18 protein-coding genes and 1 pseudogene are annotated in these 19,001 nt (G+C 73.0%); 8 read left to right on the top strand and 11 right to left on the bottom strand.

Translation table 11 applies throughout. From position 1 onward, the window contains the following. Nucleotides 1–3: 3 nt before the first annotated feature. Nucleotides 4–1,321: pseudogene (locus tag ACFWJW_RS05935) on the bottom strand (DUF692 domain-containing protein). 212 nt (nucleotides 1,322–1,533) lie between these two features. After that, a complete protein-coding gene (locus ACFWJW_RS05930) occupies nucleotides 1,534–2,283 on the bottom strand; it encodes an aminoacyl-tRNA hydrolase (RefSeq protein ID WP_387235507.1) in 750 nt (249 codons plus the stop codon). A gap of 226 nt (nucleotides 2,284–2,509) precedes the next feature. On the opposite strand from ACFWJW_RS05930, the gene ACFWJW_RS05925 reads away from it, so the two are divergent. Together ACFWJW_RS05925 and ACFWJW_RS05920 are read left to right on the top strand one after the other, a co-directional pair. Further along, the gene (locus tag ACFWJW_RS05925) at nucleotides 2,510–3,430 is read left to right on the top strand and encodes an ATP-binding cassette domain-containing protein (protein ID WP_387235504.1); all 921 of its coding nucleotides are present in this window, start codon (nucleotides 2,510–2,512) and stop codon (nucleotides 3,428–3,430) included. Next, a complete protein-coding gene (locus ACFWJW_RS05920; RefSeq protein WP_387235501.1) occupies nucleotides 3,427–4,095 on the top strand; it encodes an ABC transporter in 669 nt (222 codons plus the stop codon). Before ACFWJW_RS05925 ends, ACFWJW_RS05920 begins: the two co-directional genes overlap by 4 nt. Before the next feature lie 254 nt (nucleotides 4,096–4,349). Here the strand turns inward: ACFWJW_RS05920 and ACFWJW_RS05915 are convergent, their stop codons facing one another. Together ACFWJW_RS05915 and zapE are read right to left on the bottom strand one after the other, a co-directional pair. Further along, nucleotides 4,350–5,726, bottom strand: coding sequence for an alkaline phosphatase PhoX (locus tag ACFWJW_RS05915; RefSeq protein WP_387235498.1), 1,377 nt, complete (start codon nucleotides 5,724–5,726; stop codon nucleotides 4,350–4,352). A 110-nt stretch (nucleotides 5,727–5,836) separates the two neighbouring features. Continuing rightward, nucleotides 5,837–6,955, bottom strand: a complete 1,119-nt coding sequence (gene zapE, locus ACFWJW_RS05910; RefSeq protein WP_387235495.1) for a cell division protein ZapE — start codon at nucleotides 6,953–6,955, stop codon at nucleotides 5,837–5,839. A 67-nt stretch (nucleotides 6,956–7,022) separates the two neighbouring features. On the opposite strand from zapE, the gene ACFWJW_RS05905 reads away from it, so the two are divergent. Both ACFWJW_RS05905 and ACFWJW_RS05900 read left to right on the top strand, forming a co-directional pair. Further along, a complete protein-coding gene (locus ACFWJW_RS05905; protein ID WP_387235492.1) occupies nucleotides 7,023–7,847 on the top strand; it encodes a pyrimidine reductase family protein in 825 nt (274 codons plus the stop codon). Nucleotides 7,848–7,986: 139 nt separating this feature from the next. Beyond that, nucleotides 7,987–8,484 (top strand): indole-3-glycerol phosphate synthase, encoded by a 498-nt coding sequence (locus tag ACFWJW_RS05900; RefSeq protein ID WP_387235489.1) that lies wholly within the window; start codon nucleotides 7,987–7,989, stop codon nucleotides 8,482–8,484. Between the two features lie 69 nt (nucleotides 8,485–8,553). Here ACFWJW_RS05900 and ACFWJW_RS05895 read toward each other — a convergent pair whose 3' ends face one another. Both ACFWJW_RS05895 and ACFWJW_RS05890 read right to left on the bottom strand, forming a co-directional pair. Continuing rightward, the gene (locus tag ACFWJW_RS05895; protein ID WP_387235486.1) at nucleotides 8,554–9,240 is read right to left on the bottom strand and encodes an ABC transporter ATP-binding protein; all 687 of its coding nucleotides are present in this window, start codon (nucleotides 9,238–9,240) and stop codon (nucleotides 8,554–8,556) included. Next, complete coding sequence (locus ACFWJW_RS05890; protein WP_387235483.1) at nucleotides 9,237–10,343, bottom strand: ABC transporter permease; 1,107 nt, start codon at nucleotides 10,341–10,343, stop codon at nucleotides 9,237–9,239. Before ACFWJW_RS05890 ends, ACFWJW_RS05895 begins: the two co-directional genes overlap by 4 nt. A 183-nt stretch (nucleotides 10,344–10,526) precedes the next feature. On the opposite strand from ACFWJW_RS05890, the gene ACFWJW_RS05885 reads away from it, so the two are divergent. From ACFWJW_RS05885 to msrB, 4 genes are all read left to right on the top strand, one after another. Continuing rightward, entirely contained in the window at nucleotides 10,527–11,780 is a 1,254-nt protein-coding gene (locus tag ACFWJW_RS05885; RefSeq protein ID WP_387235480.1) for a sensor histidine kinase, read from the top strand. Further along, complete coding sequence (locus ACFWJW_RS05880) at nucleotides 11,777–12,451, top strand: response regulator (protein WP_387235477.1); 675 nt, start codon at nucleotides 11,777–11,779, stop codon at nucleotides 12,449–12,451. The genes ACFWJW_RS05885 and ACFWJW_RS05880 overlap by 4 nt, the downstream gene beginning before the upstream one ends. Before the next feature lie 139 nt (nucleotides 12,452–12,590). After that, nucleotides 12,591–13,988 carry a UDP-N-acetylmuramate--L-alanine ligase gene (gene murC / locus ACFWJW_RS05875; protein ID WP_387235474.1) on the top strand — a complete coding sequence of 466 codons (1,398 nt, stop codon included), beginning with the start codon at nucleotides 12,591–12,593 and terminating at the stop codon, nucleotides 13,986–13,988. Between the two features lie 16 nt (nucleotides 13,989–14,004). Continuing rightward, nucleotides 14,005–14,412 carry a peptide-methionine (R)-S-oxide reductase MsrB gene (gene msrB, locus ACFWJW_RS05870; protein ID WP_387235471.1) on the top strand — a complete coding sequence of 136 codons (408 nt, stop codon included), beginning with the start codon at nucleotides 14,005–14,007 and terminating at the stop codon, nucleotides 14,410–14,412. 98 nt (nucleotides 14,413–14,510) lie between these two features. Here msrB and ACFWJW_RS05865 read toward each other — a convergent pair whose 3' ends face one another. The 5 genes from ACFWJW_RS05865 to ACFWJW_RS05845 form a co-directional block, all read right to left on the bottom strand. Beyond that, entirely contained in the window at nucleotides 14,511–14,762 is a 252-nt protein-coding gene (locus ACFWJW_RS05865) for a hypothetical protein (protein WP_387235468.1), read from the bottom strand. Between the two features lie 777 nt (nucleotides 14,763–15,539). After that, nucleotides 15,540–15,965, bottom strand: a complete 426-nt coding sequence (locus ACFWJW_RS05860) for a hypothetical protein (RefSeq protein ID WP_387235465.1) — start codon at nucleotides 15,963–15,965, stop codon at nucleotides 15,540–15,542. Continuing rightward, nucleotides 15,962–16,672, bottom strand: coding sequence for a vWA domain-containing protein (locus tag ACFWJW_RS05855; protein WP_387235462.1), 711 nt, complete (start codon nucleotides 16,670–16,672; stop codon nucleotides 15,962–15,964). Before ACFWJW_RS05855 ends, ACFWJW_RS05860 begins: the two co-directional genes overlap by 4 nt. Nucleotides 16,673–16,694: 22 nt before the next feature. Next, entirely contained in the window at nucleotides 16,695–17,882 is a 1,188-nt protein-coding gene (locus tag ACFWJW_RS05850) for a lipopolysaccharide kinase InaA family protein (RefSeq protein WP_387235459.1), read from the bottom strand. Then, nucleotides 17,879–18,874, bottom strand: coding sequence for a serine/threonine protein phosphatase (locus ACFWJW_RS05845; RefSeq protein ID WP_387235456.1), 996 nt, complete (start codon nucleotides 18,872–18,874; stop codon nucleotides 17,879–17,881). Before ACFWJW_RS05845 ends, ACFWJW_RS05850 begins: the two co-directional genes overlap by 4 nt. Nucleotides 18,875–19,001: the final 127 nt, after the last annotated feature.

Genomic DNA, 19,001 nt, shown 5'->3' with positions numbered 1-19,001 from the left:
CGGTCACCCCCGGCGCCGGAAGAGCCGCAGGGCGCGCGCCAGCCGGGCCGCGGGCCGCGCGGACGGCGGCTTCGGGCCCGCGCGCTCCCGCCACCAACGCGTCAACTGCCGCCGCGCGACCGGGTCTTCGGGCCGCCCCTGGGCCAGCAGATACGCCGCGAAGTCCAGGGCGTCCTGGCGGTAGCCGCCGCTCATGGGCCGGTTCCGGGCATGGTCCGCGAAGGCGGCCCGGTAGTCGGCGCCGAGGATCTCGGGCAGTTCGGGCGCGACCTTGGCGACCACATCGGCCCGCTTGGCGGCCAGCGCCCGGCTCTGCACCCGCAGCCGGGTGCGGTCGAAGCCCTCGGGGGCGGGTGTCCCGGCGACCAGCGCGGACAGCAGCGCGGTCTGCGCCAGGGCCAGTCGCTGGCGGGCGGGGTGGGTGTCGGTGGGGCTGTCCACTCCGGCCTCCACTACGGACGCGATGTCCGGCACCGCCTCAAGCCGCCCGGTCATGGCGGGCCTCCTTCAGTACGGTGCGTATCGCATCGAGTTCGCCGGCCAGTTCGCCGCCTTCGGGGAAGTCGTCGTCCCGCTCCAGCAGCACGCCGGGCGGGGTGGTCCGGTCACACAGCGCGGCGAGCACGTCCAGCACGGGCCGGGTCACCGGGTGGGCGTGGCTGTCGTGCCACACCCCGTCCCGCTCCACCCCGCCCGCGACATGGACGTAGGCGAGGGCGTCCAGCGGCAGCGCGTCGAGGGCGGCCTGTGGGTCCTCGCCCCGGTTGATGCGGTTCGTGTGGAGGTTGGCGACATCGATCAGCAGCCGCACCCCGGTCCGCTCGACGAGCTCGGCCAGGAACTGCCCCTCGGTCAGCTCCTCGCCCGGCCAGTTGATGAGGGCGGCGATGTTCTCCAGCGCCAGCGGCACCGGCAGGGCGTCCTGGGCGATCCGTACGTTCTCGCACAGCACGTCCAGCGCGTCCCGGGTCCTTGGCACCGGCAGCAGATGCCCGGCCTCCATACGGGGCGAGGCGGTGAGCGGACCGCCCGCCCGGACGAAGGCGATGTGCTCGGTGACCAGCGGTGCGCCGAGCGCCTCGGCGCGCTCGGCGAGGGCGGTCAGCCGGCCGGGGTCCGGACGGTCGGCGCCCCCGAGGCCGAGCGAGACCCCGTGCGGGATCACGGTCGTGCCGCGCTCGCGCAACTCCTCCAGGGCGTACGGCAGATGGCCCGGGCAGATGTTCTCCGCGACCACCTCGACCCAGTCCACCCCGGGCAGCTCCGCGATCTCCGCGGCGATTTCCGGCCGCCAGCCGATTCCGGTACCCAGGCGCTCCATGGCTCCCCCTCTCGCTCCGTGGTGTCGTACTCATGCCGCGTGGGGCCCGGCCGAACCCTGCACCGGCCGAGTTCAGAGGTTGATTTGAGCTTCACCGGCGCCGTGGCGGGGCTGCCCGGCGCCGCCACGGGCCCACCTCTGCCGTACGGCGGTGACCGGCGCGAGCGGCGCCGGACGGTGGCCTGATCGGGACGGGTGCCGGGCCCGCCGGCTCACCCTCCGGCCGACAGGGCCCTCCGCAGCGCGGGGTGGTCGGCCACGACCGTGCAGGAGCCCGGCGCGATCTCCGTGAACCCGGCGTCCCGCACCACGGGCAGACCACTGCGGGTGAGCGCGTCCCACTCCGCGCGCCCGGCGGACCGCACCGACAGCGGGAACCCGGCCGCCCGCCACGCCGCCCGCTCCTCCTCGGACAGCTCCCACCACGCCAACTGCGCACCGTGCCCGGCCTGCGCCATCTCCTTGCCCGCCGACATCTCCAGTTCGGGGTTGAACCACAGCACCGGGCCGTCGCCGGGCGCCCCGGGCGGCCGCGGATCGTCCAGCTCGGTGCCCGAGACCTGGAGGCGCGCCAGGTCCTTCGGCCAGCCGTCCAGTGGTACCGGCGGGAAGACCCGTACCTCGGCCTCGTGGCCGGTGACCGTGATGCCCGGCAGGGCCGTCGCCCGCCGCCACTCGGCGCGGCGCGCCCGCCGCACCACCTTCCGGATCCGGGCGTCCTGCCAGTCCCGCACCGCCGCGGCCCACTCGCCGTCCCCGGCCGACCGCTCGTCCGACAGCAGCACCAGCACCGCCCGTGCGGCCGTCTCCAGCGCGTCCGTACGGGCCGGCGGGGCCTCCCGCTCGATCCGTACGACGAGCGGCAGCACGAACTGCGGCGCGGCGTCCCGGTCGGTCTCCGCGTGCTCGAAGGGGCTGCCGTCGCTGTTGCCGGCCGGCCCGGCGGTCTCGGTGCTGGTCACCCGCCCAGTCTGCCAGCCGCCACCGACAGCGCCCCCGGCCCGCTCCCGCCGCTCGGCCACCCGCCGGCCGTGACGAGGCCCAACACCGGCCGCCCGGCGCGAGGTTGGGGCGCGTACGGTCCGCAGCCGAACGCCGCCCCGGGCAGTCACCGGGAGGAAGGCCCGGCTACCGTCGGGAGTGGTGGAGCGGTGGGGCCGCCAGGAGGCAGCGGAGGTGCCGGAACGTATGAGGCTGGACGGGGTGGGGCGGCGGTACGGGGTGCGCGGCCCCTGGGTGCTGCGGGAGGTGGACCTCGACGTGCCCGCCCGCGCGCTGCTGCGCGTCGAGGGAACCAACGGCAGCGGGAAGTCCACCCTGCTGCGGCTGCTCGCCGGGATCGACCGGCCCAGCACCGGCCGGATCACCGGCCGCCCGCGCACCGCCTATGTGCCCGAACGCTTCCCGGTCGCCCTCCCCTTCACCGCCGTCGGCTACCTCACCCACCTCGGCCGCGTCCACGGGCTGCCCGGACCCGAAGCGACCCGCCGCGCCACCGAGTGGCTGGAACGCTTCGGGGCGGCCGGGCACGCCCGAACCCGGCTGGCCGAGCTGTCCAAGGGAACGAGCCAGAAGGTCGCGGTCGCCCAGGCGCTGCTCGCCGAGCCCGACCTCCTGGTCCTGGACGAGGCATGGACCGGTCTGGACGGCGGCGCGCGCGAGGTGCTCGACCGGGCGGTCGCCGAACGGGTCGCGGACGGCGGCACCGTCGTGTTCGTCGACCACGACCCGCAACGGCTGGCGGGCGCCGCCGACGCCCGCTACCGGGTCGTGGACGGACGGCTGTTGACCGACGAGGAGAGCGGCTCGGCGGCGGGTACTACGGGCGCGGCCGGTCCCCGTGTGCGCATCGAGGCCGAAGGGGCGGCGGCGAGTCTGCCGGCCGCCGGAGCGCCGCGGCTGCCCGGTGGGCCGGAGATCGTGCCCGGACCGGACGGGACGACCCGGCTGACGGTGCCGGCCGTCCACTCAGACGCCCTGCTGCGCGCGCTGCTCACCGCCCGTCCGCCCTGGCACATCCGCTCGGTCACCGCCGTCCCGCTGCCACCCGACGACGCCCTCCCCGCCGCCGACGATTCCCCCGCACCCCATGAGGCCCCCCTCCCGTGATCGCTCTCCTCCGCTATCAGACGGCACTGCTCATCGGCTCGCACCGCTGGCTGCCGCCGGTCATCCTCTACGCCGCCTGGCTGGCCATCGGCGTCCAGGGCGGCGGGCCGATCCTCGACGCGTTCGGCTATGCCGCCGGCGGGCTGCTTCCGGCCGCCGTATGGCTGACCCGGGTCTGTGTCACCAACGAGCCGCCGGCCGCCCGCAATTGCGCCGCGGCGGCCGCCGGGCCCGGCCGGGTACACCTCGCCTGTGTCCTGACCGCGGCCGGCACCGGGCTGCTGCCGGCACTGCTCGGCACGGCCGTGGTCGTGCTGCTGTCGGACCCGCGCTCCACCGACCACCAGGTGGCCGTTCCGGTGCCGCCCGCGGCCTTCGCCGGGCTGCTGGCCGCGCTGGTGTGCCTGCTGATGGGCGTCGCCATCGGCGCGCTGAGCAACTGGCCGGTGCTGCGCAGCACCGGCTGGAGCATCGCGACGGGTCTGCTCGCCGCCCTGCTGCTGTTGGTCCTGGCCGCCTCGCCCGCCAACGCCGCCGTATCGGGCCTGGTCACCGGCTCCGTCCACGGAACGATCAGCACCCCCTGGCTACCGCTCGCCGCCACCGGCCTCATCGCGGCCACCGCCACGGCGGCCGCGTGCGCCCTCAGCTCCCGGCGGGGCTGAGGGGGGGCGGCTTCGGGCGAAAGCGCCGCTGAAGGGCCGCCGGCTCTCCCCCGCCCCCTCCCCCTCCTCCCCCTTCGGGGGAGGGGGCGGGGGTGGGTTCGGGGGTGGGGGGAGTGGGCCCCCGGCGCAGCCTCAACGCCACCAGGCCCCCGGCGCAGCCTCAGTGACGCCAGAGCCCAGCCCCCGCCCCAGCGATGCCCGCCCCGGTCACGGCCTCAGCGCCACCAGCCCCCGCCCCCGTCACCGCCCCCGCCTCAGTGCTCCCAAGGCCCCCTCACCGCGAACGTCGTGCCCGGCGTATAGCAGTTGACGTACATCGTGCGGTGGTCGGGCGAGAACGTCACGCCGGCGAACTCGCCCCACTCCGGCTTCTCCGGGGTGCCGATGTTCTGCCGGCCGCGGGCCATCGCATAGACCTCGCCGCGCCGGGTGAGGCCGAAGACATGCTGGGCGCCGTCGCCGTCCTCACAGACCATCAGGCCGCCGCTGGGCGCCAGGCAGATGTTGTCGGGGGATTCGCCGGGCAGTTGGAGATCGGTGTCCGGGCCGAAGACGACGACCTGGGTGAGCCGCCGCTTCTTCGGGTCGTACTTCCAGACCTGTCCGTAGTGGTCGGCCGCCGAGCCGTCCTTGCGGTGGGCGAAGCTGGAGATGAAGTAGACGCAGGAGCCGCCCCAGTAGCAGCCCTCCAGCTTCTGGGCGTGGGTGATGCCCTGGGGTCCGAAGTCCTGGAAGCGGATCGGGGTCTCACGGGCCAGCGGGTCGGGCACATCGACCCAGGTGACGTGGTCGAAGGTGGTGCCGGGCCGCTGGATGGTGGAGAGGTCGGGCACACCGGGGACGCGCAGGGCCTGGAGGCGGCCGCCGGCCCTGAGCGAACCGCGGCCGCCCATCGGCTTGTTGGGCAGGAAGCGGTAGAAGAGGCCGAACGGCTTCTCGAAGGCGTCCTCGGTCTCGTAGACGATGCCGGTGCCGGGGTCCACGGCGATCGCCTCGTGCTGGAAGCGGCCCATCGCGGTCAGCGGGACGGCTCCGGTGCGCCGCGGGTCGTAGGGATCGACCTCGAAGATGAAGCCGTGGTCCTTGGTGTAGTTCTCCTCACCGGCCCGGTGCTCGGTCTCCTCGCAGGTCAGCCAGGTGTTCCAGGGGGTGGGGCCGCCCGCGCAGTTGGTGGAGGTGCCGGCGATGGCGACCCGCTCCGAGAGCACCTTGTTGTCCCGGTCGAGTGCGAGGGCCGTACAGCCGCCCTCACCACCGGGGTCGTAGGTCAGATCGCGGACCCGGGGGACGGCCTGGCGGGAGTTCGTCCGGTTCTCGTGGTTGCGGACCAGGTGGGTGCCGCCGCGGTGGCCGGGAGCGCCGGGGAAGGCCGCCATGCCGTCACAGTTGCTGGGCACCTTGCCCTCTCCCGAGTGCAGCGGGTCGCCCTCCCGGGACAGGACCCGGTAGCGGAAGCCCCGGGGGAGGTCGAGCAGACCGTCCGGGTCCGGCACCAGCGGGCCGTAGCCGCGCCGGCCCATGCTCTGGGCGGTCGCGGTTCCCGTGAAGAGCTCGGTGAGGCTTCCGGAGAAGGCGATCCCCGCCCCCAGCGCACCGGTTCTTGCCAGGATCTGACGTCGTGTCGCGGACATGGGCAACTCCCTGTTGGCGGACAGGTGGCGTGACCCGCTCGTGTGTACCACGCGGCCGGGCCGCCGGGAACCAGCCCGCGGGCACCAACCGGGTGTGGCCGCTGATCCGCCTACCGCGCGTCGGCCACCAGGGAGCCCGCGTCGCGGGCCAGCGCCGTCAGCCGGGAGATGGCCCGGAAGTACTTCTTGCGGTAGCCGCCGCGCAGCATCTCGTCGCTGAACAGCTCGTCGAATGCCTTGCCGGAGGTCACCACCGGCACCTCGCGGTCGTAGAGCCGGTCCGCGAGGACGACCAGCCGCAGCGCCGTGGACTGGTCGGGCACCGCCTGGACATCGGTGAGGCAGACCGCCTCGATGCCGTCGCACATGGCGCCGTAGCGGCTGGGGTGCACCTTGGACAGATGGTCCAGCAGGGAGGGGAAGTCGTCGAGCGAGGCGCCGGGGGTGCGGTACGCGGTGCGCGTGACGGTCTCGTCGTCGTACGGGGCGGGGGCCTCGGGCAGCCCGCGGTGACGGTAGTCCTCGCCGTCGATGCGCAGCGGACGGAAGTGGGCGCTCAGCCCCTGGATCTCGCGCAGGAAGTCGGCGGCCGCGAACCGGCCCTCGCCGAGCTTGCCGGGGAGGGTGTTGGAGGTGGCGGCCAGCGCCACCCCGGCGTCCACCAGCTTGCCGAGCAGGGTGGAGACCAGGACCGTGTCACCGGGGTCGTCGAGCTCGAACTCGTCGATGCACAGCAGCTTGTGGTCGCCGAGCGTCCGGACGGTCTGCTGGAAGCCGAGCGCGCCGACGAGGTTGGTCAGCTCGACGAAGGTGCCGAATGCCTTGCGCTCGGCCGGCGCGGGGGTGGCGTGCCACAGGGAGGCGAGCAGATGGGTCTTGCCGACGCCGTAGCCGCCGTCCAGATAGACCCCGCGGGGGCCCTGGGGGGCGGCCGGCTTCCTGGCGAACCAGCGCCGCTTGCCCGCGCCGGCCCGTCCGGCGTCGATGCCGTCCGCGAAGTCGCTCAGGACCTGGACGGCCTCGGCCTGGCTGGGCTGCTTCGCGTCCGGGATGTAGGTGTCGAAGCGGGCGCCCTGGAAGCGCGGCGGCGGCACCATCTCGGCGACCAGGCGGTCGGCCGGGACGTGCGGGGCGCGGGCGGTGAGTGCGGCGGGCACCGCGTCGGCACCGTCGGCCGGCGGTCCGGCGGCCGGGTCGGTCTGCGGGGCGGAGGACTGGGAAGGCGACACAGCCGTCCAGCCTATCGCGTGTGCGGTACCCGCCGGTCCGGTGAGCGAGGCATGTCACACTGCCGCCATGCGACGCCTGTTCCCGCTCCCCGCCCCACCCGTACCGGCCCCTGACCTCGACAGCAGTGGGGCGGCGACGACCGAATCCACGGACCGCGAGTGGACGCTGGACGAGCTGGCCGCGGCCTATGCGTACCCGGCGGCGGACGACCCGGTGCGCTCCGGGCGCACCGGCTGGCTGCGGGCGAACATGGTCTCCTCCCTGGACGGCGCGGCCCATCACGACGGCCGCTCGCAGCCGCTGTCCGGCGCGGCCGACATGCGGATCTTCGGGGTGCTGCGGGGGCTCGCGGACGCCGTGGTGGTGGGGGCGGAGACGGTGCGGCAGGAGGGCTACCGGCCGGGCCGCGCCCGGGAGGCGTTCGCCGCCCGCCGGGCCGCCGCCGGCCAGGGCCCGGCCCCCGCCATCGCCGTGGTGACCGCCGGTCTCGGGCTGGACTTCACGCTGCCCCTGTTCACCGAGCCGCTGGTGCCCACCGTGCTGCTGACCGGTGCGGCGGCGCCGGCGGACCGGGTGGCCGAGGCCCGGGCGGCGGGCGCCGAGGTGCTGTTCGCCGGTGAGGGGCTCGGGGTCGACCCGGCCCGGGTGGCCGGGGTGCTGGCCGGGCGGGGCCATCACCGGCTGCTGACGGAGGGCGGGCCGCGGCTGCTGGGGCAGCTGGCGGCGGCCGACGCGCTGGACGAGATGTGTCTGTCGCTGGCGCCGGTGGTCGCCCTGGGTGACGCGGCGCGGATCATGAACGGTCCCGCCGTCGCGGTGCCGGAGCGGTTCGCCCTGGCATCGGTGTTGGAAGAGGCCGGGTTCCTGTTCACTCGCTACCGTCGGTCCTGACAATCAGCGGAACAACCTGTTCCGCTTAGCTTCGGTTGGGCACACTAAAAGCCAACAGGTCCCGCGTGACGACGGGGCAGGATGGTGTCTGTCGGGCTCCGTGCCATGCGGCGCCCCGAAGAGAAGAAGGGCGTCCGTCGTGTTCACGAGCGTATTGATGATCGAGAAGCCTCTGACGCCCGCCGACGTGGAGTTTGTGACCACCCTGCACGGTGATGACCGGATCTCGTTCGTCGTGCTCATGCAGCCGCGGGGTAAGCAGGACGTGCTGCTGCGGGCCATCGACGACGTCGCCCTCGGCGAGTTCGACGACGCCGTACGGGAGGCCGAGGAACCCGGCGGCTCCCAGGCCGAGGCCCCCGCCGAGCTGGCCCTGGCGCACACCCTCCAGGCGCTGCGCGACGCCGGTTCGGAGGCCGTCGGGCAGGTGGTCGAGAACAAACCGCTGGACCTTTTGCAGTCCATCGTCGACGAGACCGGCGCGGACGAGGTGATCGTGCTGACCACCCCGCACTTCGTCGAGGAGTTCTTCCACCGCGACTGGACCTCCCGCGCCCGCCACAAGGTCGGCGTCCCGGTGCTCAAGCTCTTCTCGCACGCGGCGGACGACCAGCCTCAGGACACCGCGGGCGGCTGAGGCCCCTCCGCGGAGCCGGTTCCGCCGGGCCACCGCGGCCGGGCGGGGACCCGGCCGCGGGGGTGCGCGTCAGCGGCGGACGCCGCGGTGCGGGCGGAGCCGGCCGTCCCGTACCTCGGCGACCTCGTCCGCCGCGTCCAGATGCGCGGGGTCATGGGTGACCAGCACCGTCGCGGTGCCGCGCTCCTTGGTGAGGGTGCGCAGCAGCGCGAGCACCGCGGCGCCCCGCTCGTGGTCCAGGGCACTGGTCGGCTCGTCCACCAGCAGCACCGCGGGCTCGTTCATCAGCGCCCGCGCGATATTGACCCGCTGCCGCTGGCCGCCCGACAGCTGGTGCGGCCGCCGGTCCGCGAGCTCCGCCAGGCCGACCGCCGCCAGCAGGTCCCGCGCCCGGGAGCGCGCCGCACGGGGCGGACGGCCGTCCAGATGGGCCATCACCTGGAGCTGCTCGGCGGCCGTCAGCGACGGCAGCAGGTTCGGCTGCTGGAAGACCGTGCCGATGGTGGTCCGGCGCAGCGCCGTCAGCTCCGCGCGGCCGCGTCCCGCCGTGTCGGTGCCGTCGATCACCACCCGTCCGCGGTCCGGGCGGATCAGCGTCGCGGCGACCGCGAGCAGGCTGGACTTCCCGGATCCGGACGGCCCGATCACCGCCGTCAGACCACCGGGGGGCACGGTCAGCGAGACCCGGTCCAGCGCGGTCAGCCGGGCGTCGCCGTCGGGGTAGGTGAGGGTGACATCGGTCAGTTCGAGGCTCATCGGGCACTTCCCAGGGCGGTCAGCGGGTCGACGGAGGTGAGGCGGCGGATGGCGAGCGCGGCGCCGGCGGCGCCCAGCGCGATCATGATCAGGGCCGGGACCAGCACCGTCGGCGGATCGAGCACGAACGGCACGGTGCCGCCGACCGCCGCGCCGACCGCCGCCGCCAGGGCGGTGCCCAGCGCGGTCCCGGACACCAGCAGGACGACGGCCTGGCCGAGCGCGTCCCGCAGCAGCGCGCCGGTCGAGGCGCCCAGCGCCTTCAGCACCGCGACATCGCCGCTGCGCTGGATCGTCCACACCGTGAAGAACGCGCCGATGACCAGCGCGGAGATGGCGAACAGAAAGCCGCGCATCAGCTGGAGCGAACCGTTCTCGGCGGTGAACGAGCCGATGGCCCGCACGGCCTCGTCCGTGGTGACGGTCTTCGTGCCGAGCTCCTTGTCGGCGGCCGCCAGACCGGCCGGCCCGGTGGTGGACAGGGCGAGCACCGTCGCGCCGGGGGCGGCGCCGCCGTCAGGGCCCTCGTCGCGGGCGGCCGGACCGGCGCCGCCCGCGAGCCGCTGCCAGTCGCCCAGCGACGTCCACACCACCGGGGTGTGGCTGTACATCGCCGCGCCCGACACCGCCGCGACCTCGAACGTCCGCCCGCCCAGCGTCAGCTGCCCGCCGGCCCGCAGCCCGAGCGACGCGGCGGCCTTCCCGGACAGCACCACCGCACCGTCAGCGACCCGCTCCGGCGCCGGCCCGGATCCGGGCCGCACCCCGAAGGCCGACACCGCGGCGGTCCGGCCGCCCGCCTCCGCCCGGGTCGTCGTGATGCCCAGCGGCTCGGCATGCCGTACGCCCGGCACCCGCGCCCAGGCCCGTACGGTCCGCTCCGGCAGCCGGGAATCGGTGAACGCGAGCTTGCTGCCGTCGGCGGGCGCCGAGAACACCAGACGGTCGGCGGGCAGCCCGGTGATCGCCGAGGTGTTCTCCCGGCCCAGGCCCGCCGTCAGGCCCGACAGCAGGCCCACCAGCACCGTGATCAGCACGACGACGGTGCCCATCAGGGCGAACCGTCCCTTGGCGTATCTCAGGTCTCTCCAGGCGACGAACACGTGCTGCCCTCTTCGGATCGGGGCGCCGGACCCGACTGCCCGGCGGCTGCTCCCCACCGTCGCGTCCCGGACGGGGCCGCGGCATCGCGCCGGGGAGGGGTCCGCCGGCGCCGAAAGGTGCGCCCCGCGGTCAACCGTTTGATTGATGCCGCGGGTGCCCCCGGCCCGTAGCCTGGACGGGCCGTGACCGAAGAAGCCGTGACCGCTCACTCCCTCACCCCCGTCCTGCGGGCCCTGCGCAGCTGCCTGCATCTGATGGTGGCCGCGCTGCTCGCGCTCGCCGCCGTACGGGCGGTGGCCGACCGCACCCCCGACGCCCCCGCCGTGCTCGCCGCCGCGGTGGCGCTGTGCGCGCTCTACGTCACCGGCCCCCGGCTGCCCCGGCTGCGCACCTCCACCGGCGCCGCCGCCCTCTGGCTCACCGCCCTGGCCCTGGTCTGGCTGGTCCTGCTGGCCCTCACCCCGGACGGCGTCTGGGTGGCCTTCCCGCTCTTCTTCGTCCAGCTGCATCTGCTGCCGACGCGCTGGGCCCTGCCCGCGGTCGCGGCCACCACCCTCGCCGCCATCGCCGGGTTCGGATGGCACACCCACACCCTGAGCGTCGGTACGGTGCTCGGCCCGGCCCTGGGCGCCGCCGTCGCGGTCGCCGTCGTCCTCGGGTACGAGGCCCTCTACCGGGAGAGCGAACAGCGCCGCCGCCTCATCGAGGAGCTCACCGCGACCCGCGGCGAACTGGCCGACGCCGAACACGCCGCCGGTGTGCTCGCCGAACGCGAACGGCTCGCCCGCGAGATCCACGACACTCTCGCGCAGGGCCTGTCCAGCATCCAGCTGCTGCTGCGGGCCGCCGAGCGCGCCCTGCCGGAGCGGCCCGGCACCGCCCTCGGCCACGTCCGGCAGGCCCGCACCGCCGCCGTCGACAACCTCGCCGAGGCACGCCGCTTCGTGCGCGCGCTCAGCCCGCCCGACCTGGAGGCCGGATCGCTGCCCGCCGCCCTGGAGCGGCTCTGCGCCACCACGGCCCGTACCTCCCCGCTCGCCGTGCACTGCCAGGTCTCCGGCGTGCCCACCGCGCTGCCCACCCCGCACGAGGTGGCCCTGCTGCGCATCGCCCAGTCCGCGCTCGCCAACACCGTCCGGCACGCCGCCGCGGGCCGCGTCGAGCTGACCCTCAGCTACATGGACACCGAGGTCGCGCTGGACATCGTCGACGACGGCACCGGGTTCGTGCCCGCCGAGGTGCCCGCCCCCGGCTCCGCCGCGGTCCCCGGCACCGGCTTCGGTCTCGCCGCGATGCGCGCCCGGGCCCGCGCCCTCCAGGGCACCCTCGTCGTCGAGTCCGCCCCGGGGGAGGGCACCGCGGTCGCCGTCACCCTGCCCTGCCCCGCGCCCGCGCCCGCCGCCGCGCCGCACGCCGCACCGGAGGCCGCCTCGTGACCGCGGCGGACTCCCCGGAGTTCCCGGCCGCTCCCGCCCGCCCCCGGCGCATCCGGCTGCTGCTCGCCGACGACCACCCCGTGGTCCGCGCCGGACTGCGTGCCGTGCTGGAGACCGAGGAGGACTTCGAGATCGTCGCCGATGTACCGACCGCCGAGCAGGCCGTCGGCCTGGCCGCACGGCTCGACGTCGACGTGGTCCTCATGGACCTCCAGTTCGGCGGCCGGATGCTCGGCTCACAGGCCACCGCCGCGATCGCCGCCGCCCCCGGGGCCCCGCGCGTCCTCGTCCTGACCACCTTCGACACCGATGCCGACATCCTCGCCGCCATCGAGGCCGGCGCCACCGGCTACCTCCTCAAGGACGCCCCGCCGGAGGAGCTGGCCGCCGCGGTGCGCACCGCCGCGGCCGGGAAGTCGGCGCTCGCCCCGACCGTCGCACTGCGCCTCATGGACCGGATGCGGACCCCCGCCACCGCGCTCTCCCGCCGCGAGACCGAGGTCCTCCAGCTCGTCGCCGACGGCCTGTCGAACGCCGCGATCAGCAAACAGCTCTTCCTCAGCCAGGCGACCGTCAAGTCCCACCTCGTCCACATTTACTCCAAGCTGGGGGTGGACTCCCGTACGTCCGCGGTCGCCGCCGCCACCGCACAGGGCCTGATCCGCCGCTGACCTCCGGTCCCGGCGCCGGGCGCGCACCCGGCCGGGATCCGTGGACCGGCTCTGTCGGTGCCGGGTGCGAGAATCATCGACAGCACGACAGAACGACCGCACCACCGCTCGCGACGATCGACATCAGGGAGACCCACCCATGGCACCCGCCATCCCAGCCTCGATGGACCGGCCGCACTTCATCGGCATCGGGGGAGCCGGTATGTCGGGCATCGCCAAGATCCTTGCGCAGCGCGGCGCCCGGGTGGCGGGCAGCGACGCCAAGGATTCCGCGACCGCCCAGGCCCTGCGCGCCCTCGGCGCCACGGTCCACATCGGCCACGCCGCCGGGCATCTCGCCGAGGACGCCACCAGCGTCGTCGTCTCCTCCGCGATCCGCCCCGACAACCCCGAGCTGGCCGCCGCCCATGAGCGCGGCATCCCCGTCGTGCACCGCTCCGACGCCCTCGCCTCCCTCATGGACGGCCTGCGCCCCATCGCCGTGGCGGGCACCCACGGCAAGACGACGACGACCTCCATGCTCGCCGTCTCCCTCGGCGCCCTCGGCCTCAAGCCGTCCTACGCCATCGGCGGCGACCTCGACGCCCCCGGGTCCAACGCGGAGCACGGCTCCGGCGAGATCTTCGTCGCCGAGGCCGACGAGAGCGACCGCAGCTTCCACAAGTACGCCCCCGAGGTCGCCATCATCCTCAACGTGGAGCTGGACCACCACGCCAACTACGCCTCGATGGACGAGATCTACGAGTCCTTCGAGACCTTCGTCGGCCGCATCCGCCCCGGCGGCACTTTGGTCATCGCCGCCGACCAGCCCGGCGCCCGCGAGCTGACCGAGCGCATCTCCGGACGCTACGACATCGAGGTCGTCACCTACGGCGAGTCCGAGGACGCCGACGTCCGCATCCTCAAGGTCAACCCCCGCGGCCTGACCAGCGATGTCACCGTCACCCTGACCAGCGGCAAGATCCTCACCTTCACGGTCTCGGTCCCCGGCCGGCACTACGCCCACAACGCCGTCGCCGCGCTGGCCGCCGGCGTCGCCCTGGGCCTCGCGCCGCACAACCTCGCCTCCGCGCTCGGCAAGTACACCGGCGTCAAGCGCCGCCTCCAGCTCAAGGGCGAGGCGGCCGGCGTGCAGGTCATCGACTCCTACGCGCACCACCCCACGGAGATGACCGCCGACCTGGAAGCGATCCGCGGCGCCGCCGAGGGCGCCCGGGTCCTGGTCGCCTTCCAGCCGCATCTCTTCTCCCGCACCCAGGAGCTGGGCACGGAGATGGGCCAGGCACTCGCCCTCGCCGACGCCTCCGTCGTGCTGGACATCTACCCGGCGCGGGAGGACCCGATCCCGGGCATCACCAGCGCCCTGATCATCGACGCCGCGCGCGCCGCGGGCGCCGATGTCACCCCCGAGCACGACCAGGCCGCCGTCCCGGAGGTCATCGCCGGAATGGCGAAGCCCGGTGACCTTGTTCTCACCATGGGCGCGGGCGATGTGACCGACCTCGGCCCCGCCATCCTGTCCCGCCTGGGCAGCTGAGCTGAGGAGGACCCCGATGCCGTACGAGATCGACAAGCCCGACGAGCAGTGGCGCGCCGAGCTGAGCCCCGCGGAGTATCAGGTGCTCCGCCAGGCCGGCACCGAGCCCGCCTTCGTCGGCGAATACACCGACACCAAGACCGAGGGCGTCTACTCCTGCCGCGCCTGCGGTGCCGAGCTCTTCCGCTCCGACACCAAGTTCGAGAGCCACTGCGGCTGGCCGTCCTTCTACGACGCCCGCGACTCGGACGCCGTGGAGCTCATCCCCGACAACTCCCACGGCATGGTGCGCACCGAAGTACGGTGCGCCCGCTGCGGCTCCCACCTCGGCCACGTCTTCGAGGGCGAGGGGTACCCCACCCCGACCGACCAGCGGTACTGCATCAACAGCATCTCGCTGCGGCTGACGGCCGACGAGGGCTGACGGCGGAGGGGACGGGGAGGAGACGGACGTGGCACCGGGTGCGCCGACCGGCGCTCCGGTGCGTTCTCTCTCCACCTCGGCGGACTTCGGGCGGGGGCCTAAGAGGGTGCTGAAACGGGCGTGAGCTTCTCCTGGCCGATACGGTGGCCCGACTGGTAGATCGTCACGACTCCGTCGTGGATGCGATAGCGGTACGGGTCGTTGTGTGCCTCGTATCCGTCCGGCGTCTTTTTCGCGGGCATGGCGATCCCGTCCTCCCGGTGATCACTGAACTCTCCGTAGTAGAAGACCTTGTCGTCCTCGGTGCGGCAGAGAGTGATCGATTTGTTCTTTGTGCGGTACGCCTTCACCAGTGCGGCGCCGTCACCCCCTGGCAGTGCGGAGGCGATCCGCTCGGGGCACGAGGGCGGACCGCTCTTGGCGGATCCCGCGCCGGGGCTGCGCAGACCGCTGGTGAGTGCGTCGCATGCCTTGCTCAGCAGGGGAAAGCCGATGAGGAGCAGGATTCCCAGGACGCACCCCGTGCCCTTGCCCCCGGACTTCGGAGCTTTGTAAACGGGCGGCCGGTAGCCAGGCGCGGTGGTCCAGGGGGGAGGCGGCGGGACGGGCGGTGGCGTCGCGCGGGGTGGGGGAGCCGGGGGTGTGGGGGTGTAGCCGTGCGGTGCTGCCGCGGGGTAGAAGACTTCACCTGCCGCGGCCCGGGGCGAGGTGCTCCGTCCGCCGGTGCTCTTGCGTGGTGTCGAGGTACGGGGGGCGCTCTTACCACTCCTCGGCCGGGGCGTCGACGTGCTCTTCCGGGCACTGGCAGACCCCGTGCCGGACGGCTTGGCGGTGGTGGGCCTCTTGGCGGCCGTCTTCTTGGCCGACGGCCTCTTGGGCGCGGCACTCTTCGCCGCTTTCCATCCCGTCCCGCACACGATGCAGGACAGATCGCTCCGTGCGTTGTTCGTGTCGCATTGACGGCATTTCCAGTTGGTCGACGGCCGGGCGGAGGCCGGCCGCTTGGCCGCTGTCCGGCCTCGCTTCGTCTCGCATGCCTCGCACGCCGTCAGACCGGGATCGTTGTACGTATCGCATGCCGTACACCGCCAGTTCGCCCCCGACACCCCTCTCCCTCCCCCTGGCGCCTAGGACGCCGGTTCTGCTTCGATCCGGTGGAACACTTCCGCGTAGAGCTCCTCCGCAGGAGCACCCGCGGGGGAGACGAGCCAGTCCTGGCCCGCGGAGGGCACCCGGGCCAGCGGCTCCTCCTCTGCCTCCTCCGACGTCACGTTCCTGATCCCGTACTCGCGCTCGAGAGCCGCCACGAACCGCTCTGCCCGGGCGGCCCATTCGGGCGGGACGTCGGCCAGCGCCACGACGGTGCCACCGGACTCCTGGTTTTCCCGCCGGAACTGGAACACGAGCTGCCGGCTGCCGTCCTGCCCGCGCGGCCGGAACCGCACCGCGACACAGCGGTTGACGAATACCTCCAACCAGGCGAAGCCTCGCCAGCCGAATTTCAGGATTCCTTCGGCTACGTTCAGCTCACAATCCGGCAATTCCAGCCTCACAGGCTGTTCGCAATGGTCTCGATGATCTCGTCCATCTCGAATTCCTCAAGGCCCTCTCCTGCCTTGGACTCGAAGTGCAGCGTCAGGTCCCACTCCTCGGCGATGGGGTCAGACCATGGGCTGCCCTCGGGCGCGAAGAGCACCAGCCGCTTGGCCGACTGCTCCATCACCGCGCTCTGGCTGCGCGCATAGCCCCACTGCTCGAAGAGTTCGTCCATGCTGCGCGGAATCGAGGCGGGGTACGACTGTGCCGAGGCACCCGCTGTGCCCAGCGGATGGGCAGGCGCGTCGGTGAACATCACGACCACGTGCCGCCTTCGGTCGAGCCCCCTCTCCCAGGGCGAATTGATGGCAAGAGCCAGTGCTTCGAGGCCGGACTCCGGGATGTCGCCGCCGCCCATGGCGTCGATTCCCCGGACGAAGGCATTGAAGGCATCGGACTGCGCGGGCAACTGGAGGAAGTCCGTCTGCTCGATGGCGTTGGACGGATCATCGCCGAAGTCACGGAAGGCGATGACCTTCAGCCTGAGCTGACTGATCGCCTTGCCCTTCTTCGCCATGACGTCATGGAGACGGTCATGGAACTGCAACGAACTGGACTTCACCGAGTCCAGGACGGGGAACATGCTGGCGGTCGCATCGATGCACAGCACGATGTCCACCGCGTACTGAAGGTTCCCCTGGTACTGCTCGACGTTCGCGTTCATATGGTGCCTCCTTGGACTGGCGTTACGGCTTGCGGCGATCGCCCAGGTTGATCCGCACCCTGGACGTCCTGCGCGCGGGGGGCCCGGGCTCCGCCGGCGGCGTTGGAGCCGCGGTGTTTTCGGGACCCGAAGGGGGAGCGGATGCCGGAGCGGGCTCGGGCGTGCCGGCGGTGGGGCGCGCGCTCCCGCCGCCCGTGAGGTTGGCGCGGATGCGGCTGGTGCGGGGTGCCGCAGCGCCCGGTTCCGTGCCCGTTGTCACCGGGCCCGTACCGGCAGGTTCCGCATCCACCGGTCTTGAGGTACCGGGCCGCCGGTGCTGGAGCGCACAGACCTGAGGGTCCTTGAGCGCCGTCAGATAGGTGGCCATCCGCGGCCGACGACCCGGTTCCCGCGCCGTCATGGCCCGGATCAGACCGCGCATGGAATCCGACAGGCGCGCGTCGATGGTCAGCTCCTCGCCCGCGTTGACCGCGTCCGCCGGGGAGCCGTACTGCGCGGCGTGCCCGGGTGTCGCACCCGTCAGGTAGTAGTGCGTCATCAGCCCGAGAGCGAAGATGTCCACCGCCGTCGTGAGGTGCTCGGGCCGGACGTCCCCTTCCTCCTGGACGTAGTTCCGCCACTCCGGAGCGCCGTAGAGCGAGTCCCCGGCGATGTCCTGGGGCCCCGGCGGCATACGGGACACATAGGCGTCATCGAAGTCGATCAGCTTCGCGGTGTGGAAGGCCATGCCCTCCCGCTTCTGCACCAGCACGTTCAGTGGCTTGAGATCGCCGTGCACCACATCGATGTCGTGCAGTTGCTGCAGGCTCATCCCCAGGGTCTTGAGCAGCACCGCCTTCTGGCGGGGCTCCAGTGCCTGCGGCTTCTCCAGTGAGGAGGTGTCGATCCGCTCGGTGACCTTGTAGTACGTGCTGCCCTCGTGGAAGAAGTCCTGGGCGAGGACGAGATTGCCGCCGCCCCGGGCATCGGGGCGCAGCCGTTTCATGATGGTGCGGTGCCGGTTCTCGAACTCCTCGCACACCTCCAGGCGGATCCGCCGGCTTGCCGCGCTCGCCGTGGAGCCCTCGCGAGGCCGTTTGGGCTCCAGGAAGCGCTTCAAGAAGAATTGCCGGCCGCCCTTCTCGGCGAACGCCCACATGCACTTGCCGCCATTGGCGTTGGTCGGCTCGCTGATGATGCGGTAGCCCGCGATCACATCCCCGTTCTTCATGCCTGCTCCTCCGGCAGCGGTGGAAGGAACGTCTCGTAGGCCGCGCGGTAGGCGCGCCAGGTCTCGTCCTGCCAGCCGCGTACGTTCTCCGTCTGATCGGTGCCCTGGGGCCTTCCGCGTACATAGCGGTCGCGCACGGTGACATACCGGTCCGCAAAGGCATCGCGGAGGTGTGTCACGTCCTGATAGCCGAGTCCGATCAGCGCCAGGGAGGCGTCGTCCGCGGTGTAACCCTGAACCTCACGACGGATCAGATCGGCCCACTCGCACTCGTTGTTCGCCTGCATCAGGGTGCTGAGCAGTACGTACTCGAATTCCGCCGGGGTATGGACGTATCCGAAGAAGCCGTCGGTGGCCGCCAGGAACACACAGGGAAGCGGGAAGGACATGCGCTGGACGTCCACCACGAATTCCCGGTCCGCACAGATGGAGTTGGTCATCGGCGGGTCCGAGCGCAGCAGTTCGAGTGCGTCGCTCTCGTGTGCATGGTCGCGGGTGAGTACGCGCAGCCCGGCGTCGGGCTGGAGGGTGTAGGCGCGGGAGTCTCCGGCCCAGAGCGCCTGCCACTCGATGGACTGGTCCTCGTGTATCTGGTACTGCACGGCGGCGAGCGTGGTGGGCAGCCGGCGACGCATCGTCCCCACGATCTTGCTGCGCCGCTGCGGTGCCCTGGACAGGAAGTACCGGAGGTATTGGGTGAGTTGTTCGGGCGTATCCGCCTGACCGCGCTCGACGACATCGTGGAACCAGCAGTCGGCGGCCAGTCGGGCCACTCGCGAACCGACCCATGCGCCGGTCCGGGTGTCGCCGTCCGGAGCCTGCCAGGCAGGCGAGGAGCCCGCGCCGCCGGAGCCGTCGAAGACCGCGAGCATGCCCTGCTGCGTTCCGAAGTGATGGGCGACGAAGGGTTCGGCATCCTCGCCTCGTCCGGGAACACGCTCGGTCCACACGACGAGCGTCTGGAGGCCCGGCGTCCCGTGATGCCACGTCATCTGTGGTGGTACCGGCCGGTTCTCCTGCGCAATGGCGCTTGGCGGCTCGGCCGGATCCTCGGGTGACGGTGAGGGGGTGCCCACGGAACCGTCCGTGGGACGCGGCGGGGGCCCCTCCATGCTCCTC

Origin of the sequence: Streptomyces sp. NPDC127097 (genome assembly GCF_042724075.1) — a bacterium.
Classification (GTDB): domain Bacteria; phylum Actinomycetota; class Actinomycetes; order Streptomycetales; family Streptomycetaceae; genus Streptomyces.
This window is presented reverse-complemented; position numbering and strand designations above follow the sequence as displayed.

Coding starts and splice junctions, on each gene's coding strand:
- ACFWJW_RS05925 (WP_387235504.1), top strand. CDS start 2,510: ATGAGGCTGGACGGGGTGGGGCGGCGGTACGGGGTGCGCGGCCCCTGG.
- ACFWJW_RS05915 (WP_387235498.1), bottom strand. CDS start 5,726: ATGTCCGCGACACGACGTCAGATCCTGGCAAGAACCGGTGCGCTGGGG.
- ACFWJW_RS05905 (WP_387235492.1), top strand. CDS start 7,023: ATGCGACGCCTGTTCCCGCTCCCCGCCCCACCCGTACCGGCCCCTGAC.
- ACFWJW_RS05895 (WP_387235486.1), bottom strand. CDS start 9,240: ATGAGCCTCGAACTGACCGATGTCACCCTCACCTACCCCGACGGCGAC.
- murC (WP_387235474.1), top strand. CDS start 12,591: ATGGCACCCGCCATCCCAGCCTCGATGGACCGGCCGCACTTCATCGGC.
- msrB (WP_387235471.1), top strand. CDS start 14,005: ATGCCGTACGAGATCGACAAGCCCGACGAGCAGTGGCGCGCCGAGCTG.
- ACFWJW_RS05855 (WP_387235462.1), bottom strand. CDS start 16,672: ATGAACGCGAACGTCGAGCAGTACCAGGGGAACCTTCAGTACGCGGTG.
- ACFWJW_RS05850 (WP_387235459.1), bottom strand. CDS start 17,882: ATGAAGAACGGGGATGTGATCGCGGGCTACCGCATCATCAGCGAGCCG.
- ACFWJW_RS05845 (WP_387235456.1), bottom strand. CDS start 18,874: ATGACGTGGCATCACGGGACGCCGGGCCTCCAGACGCTCGTCGTGTGG.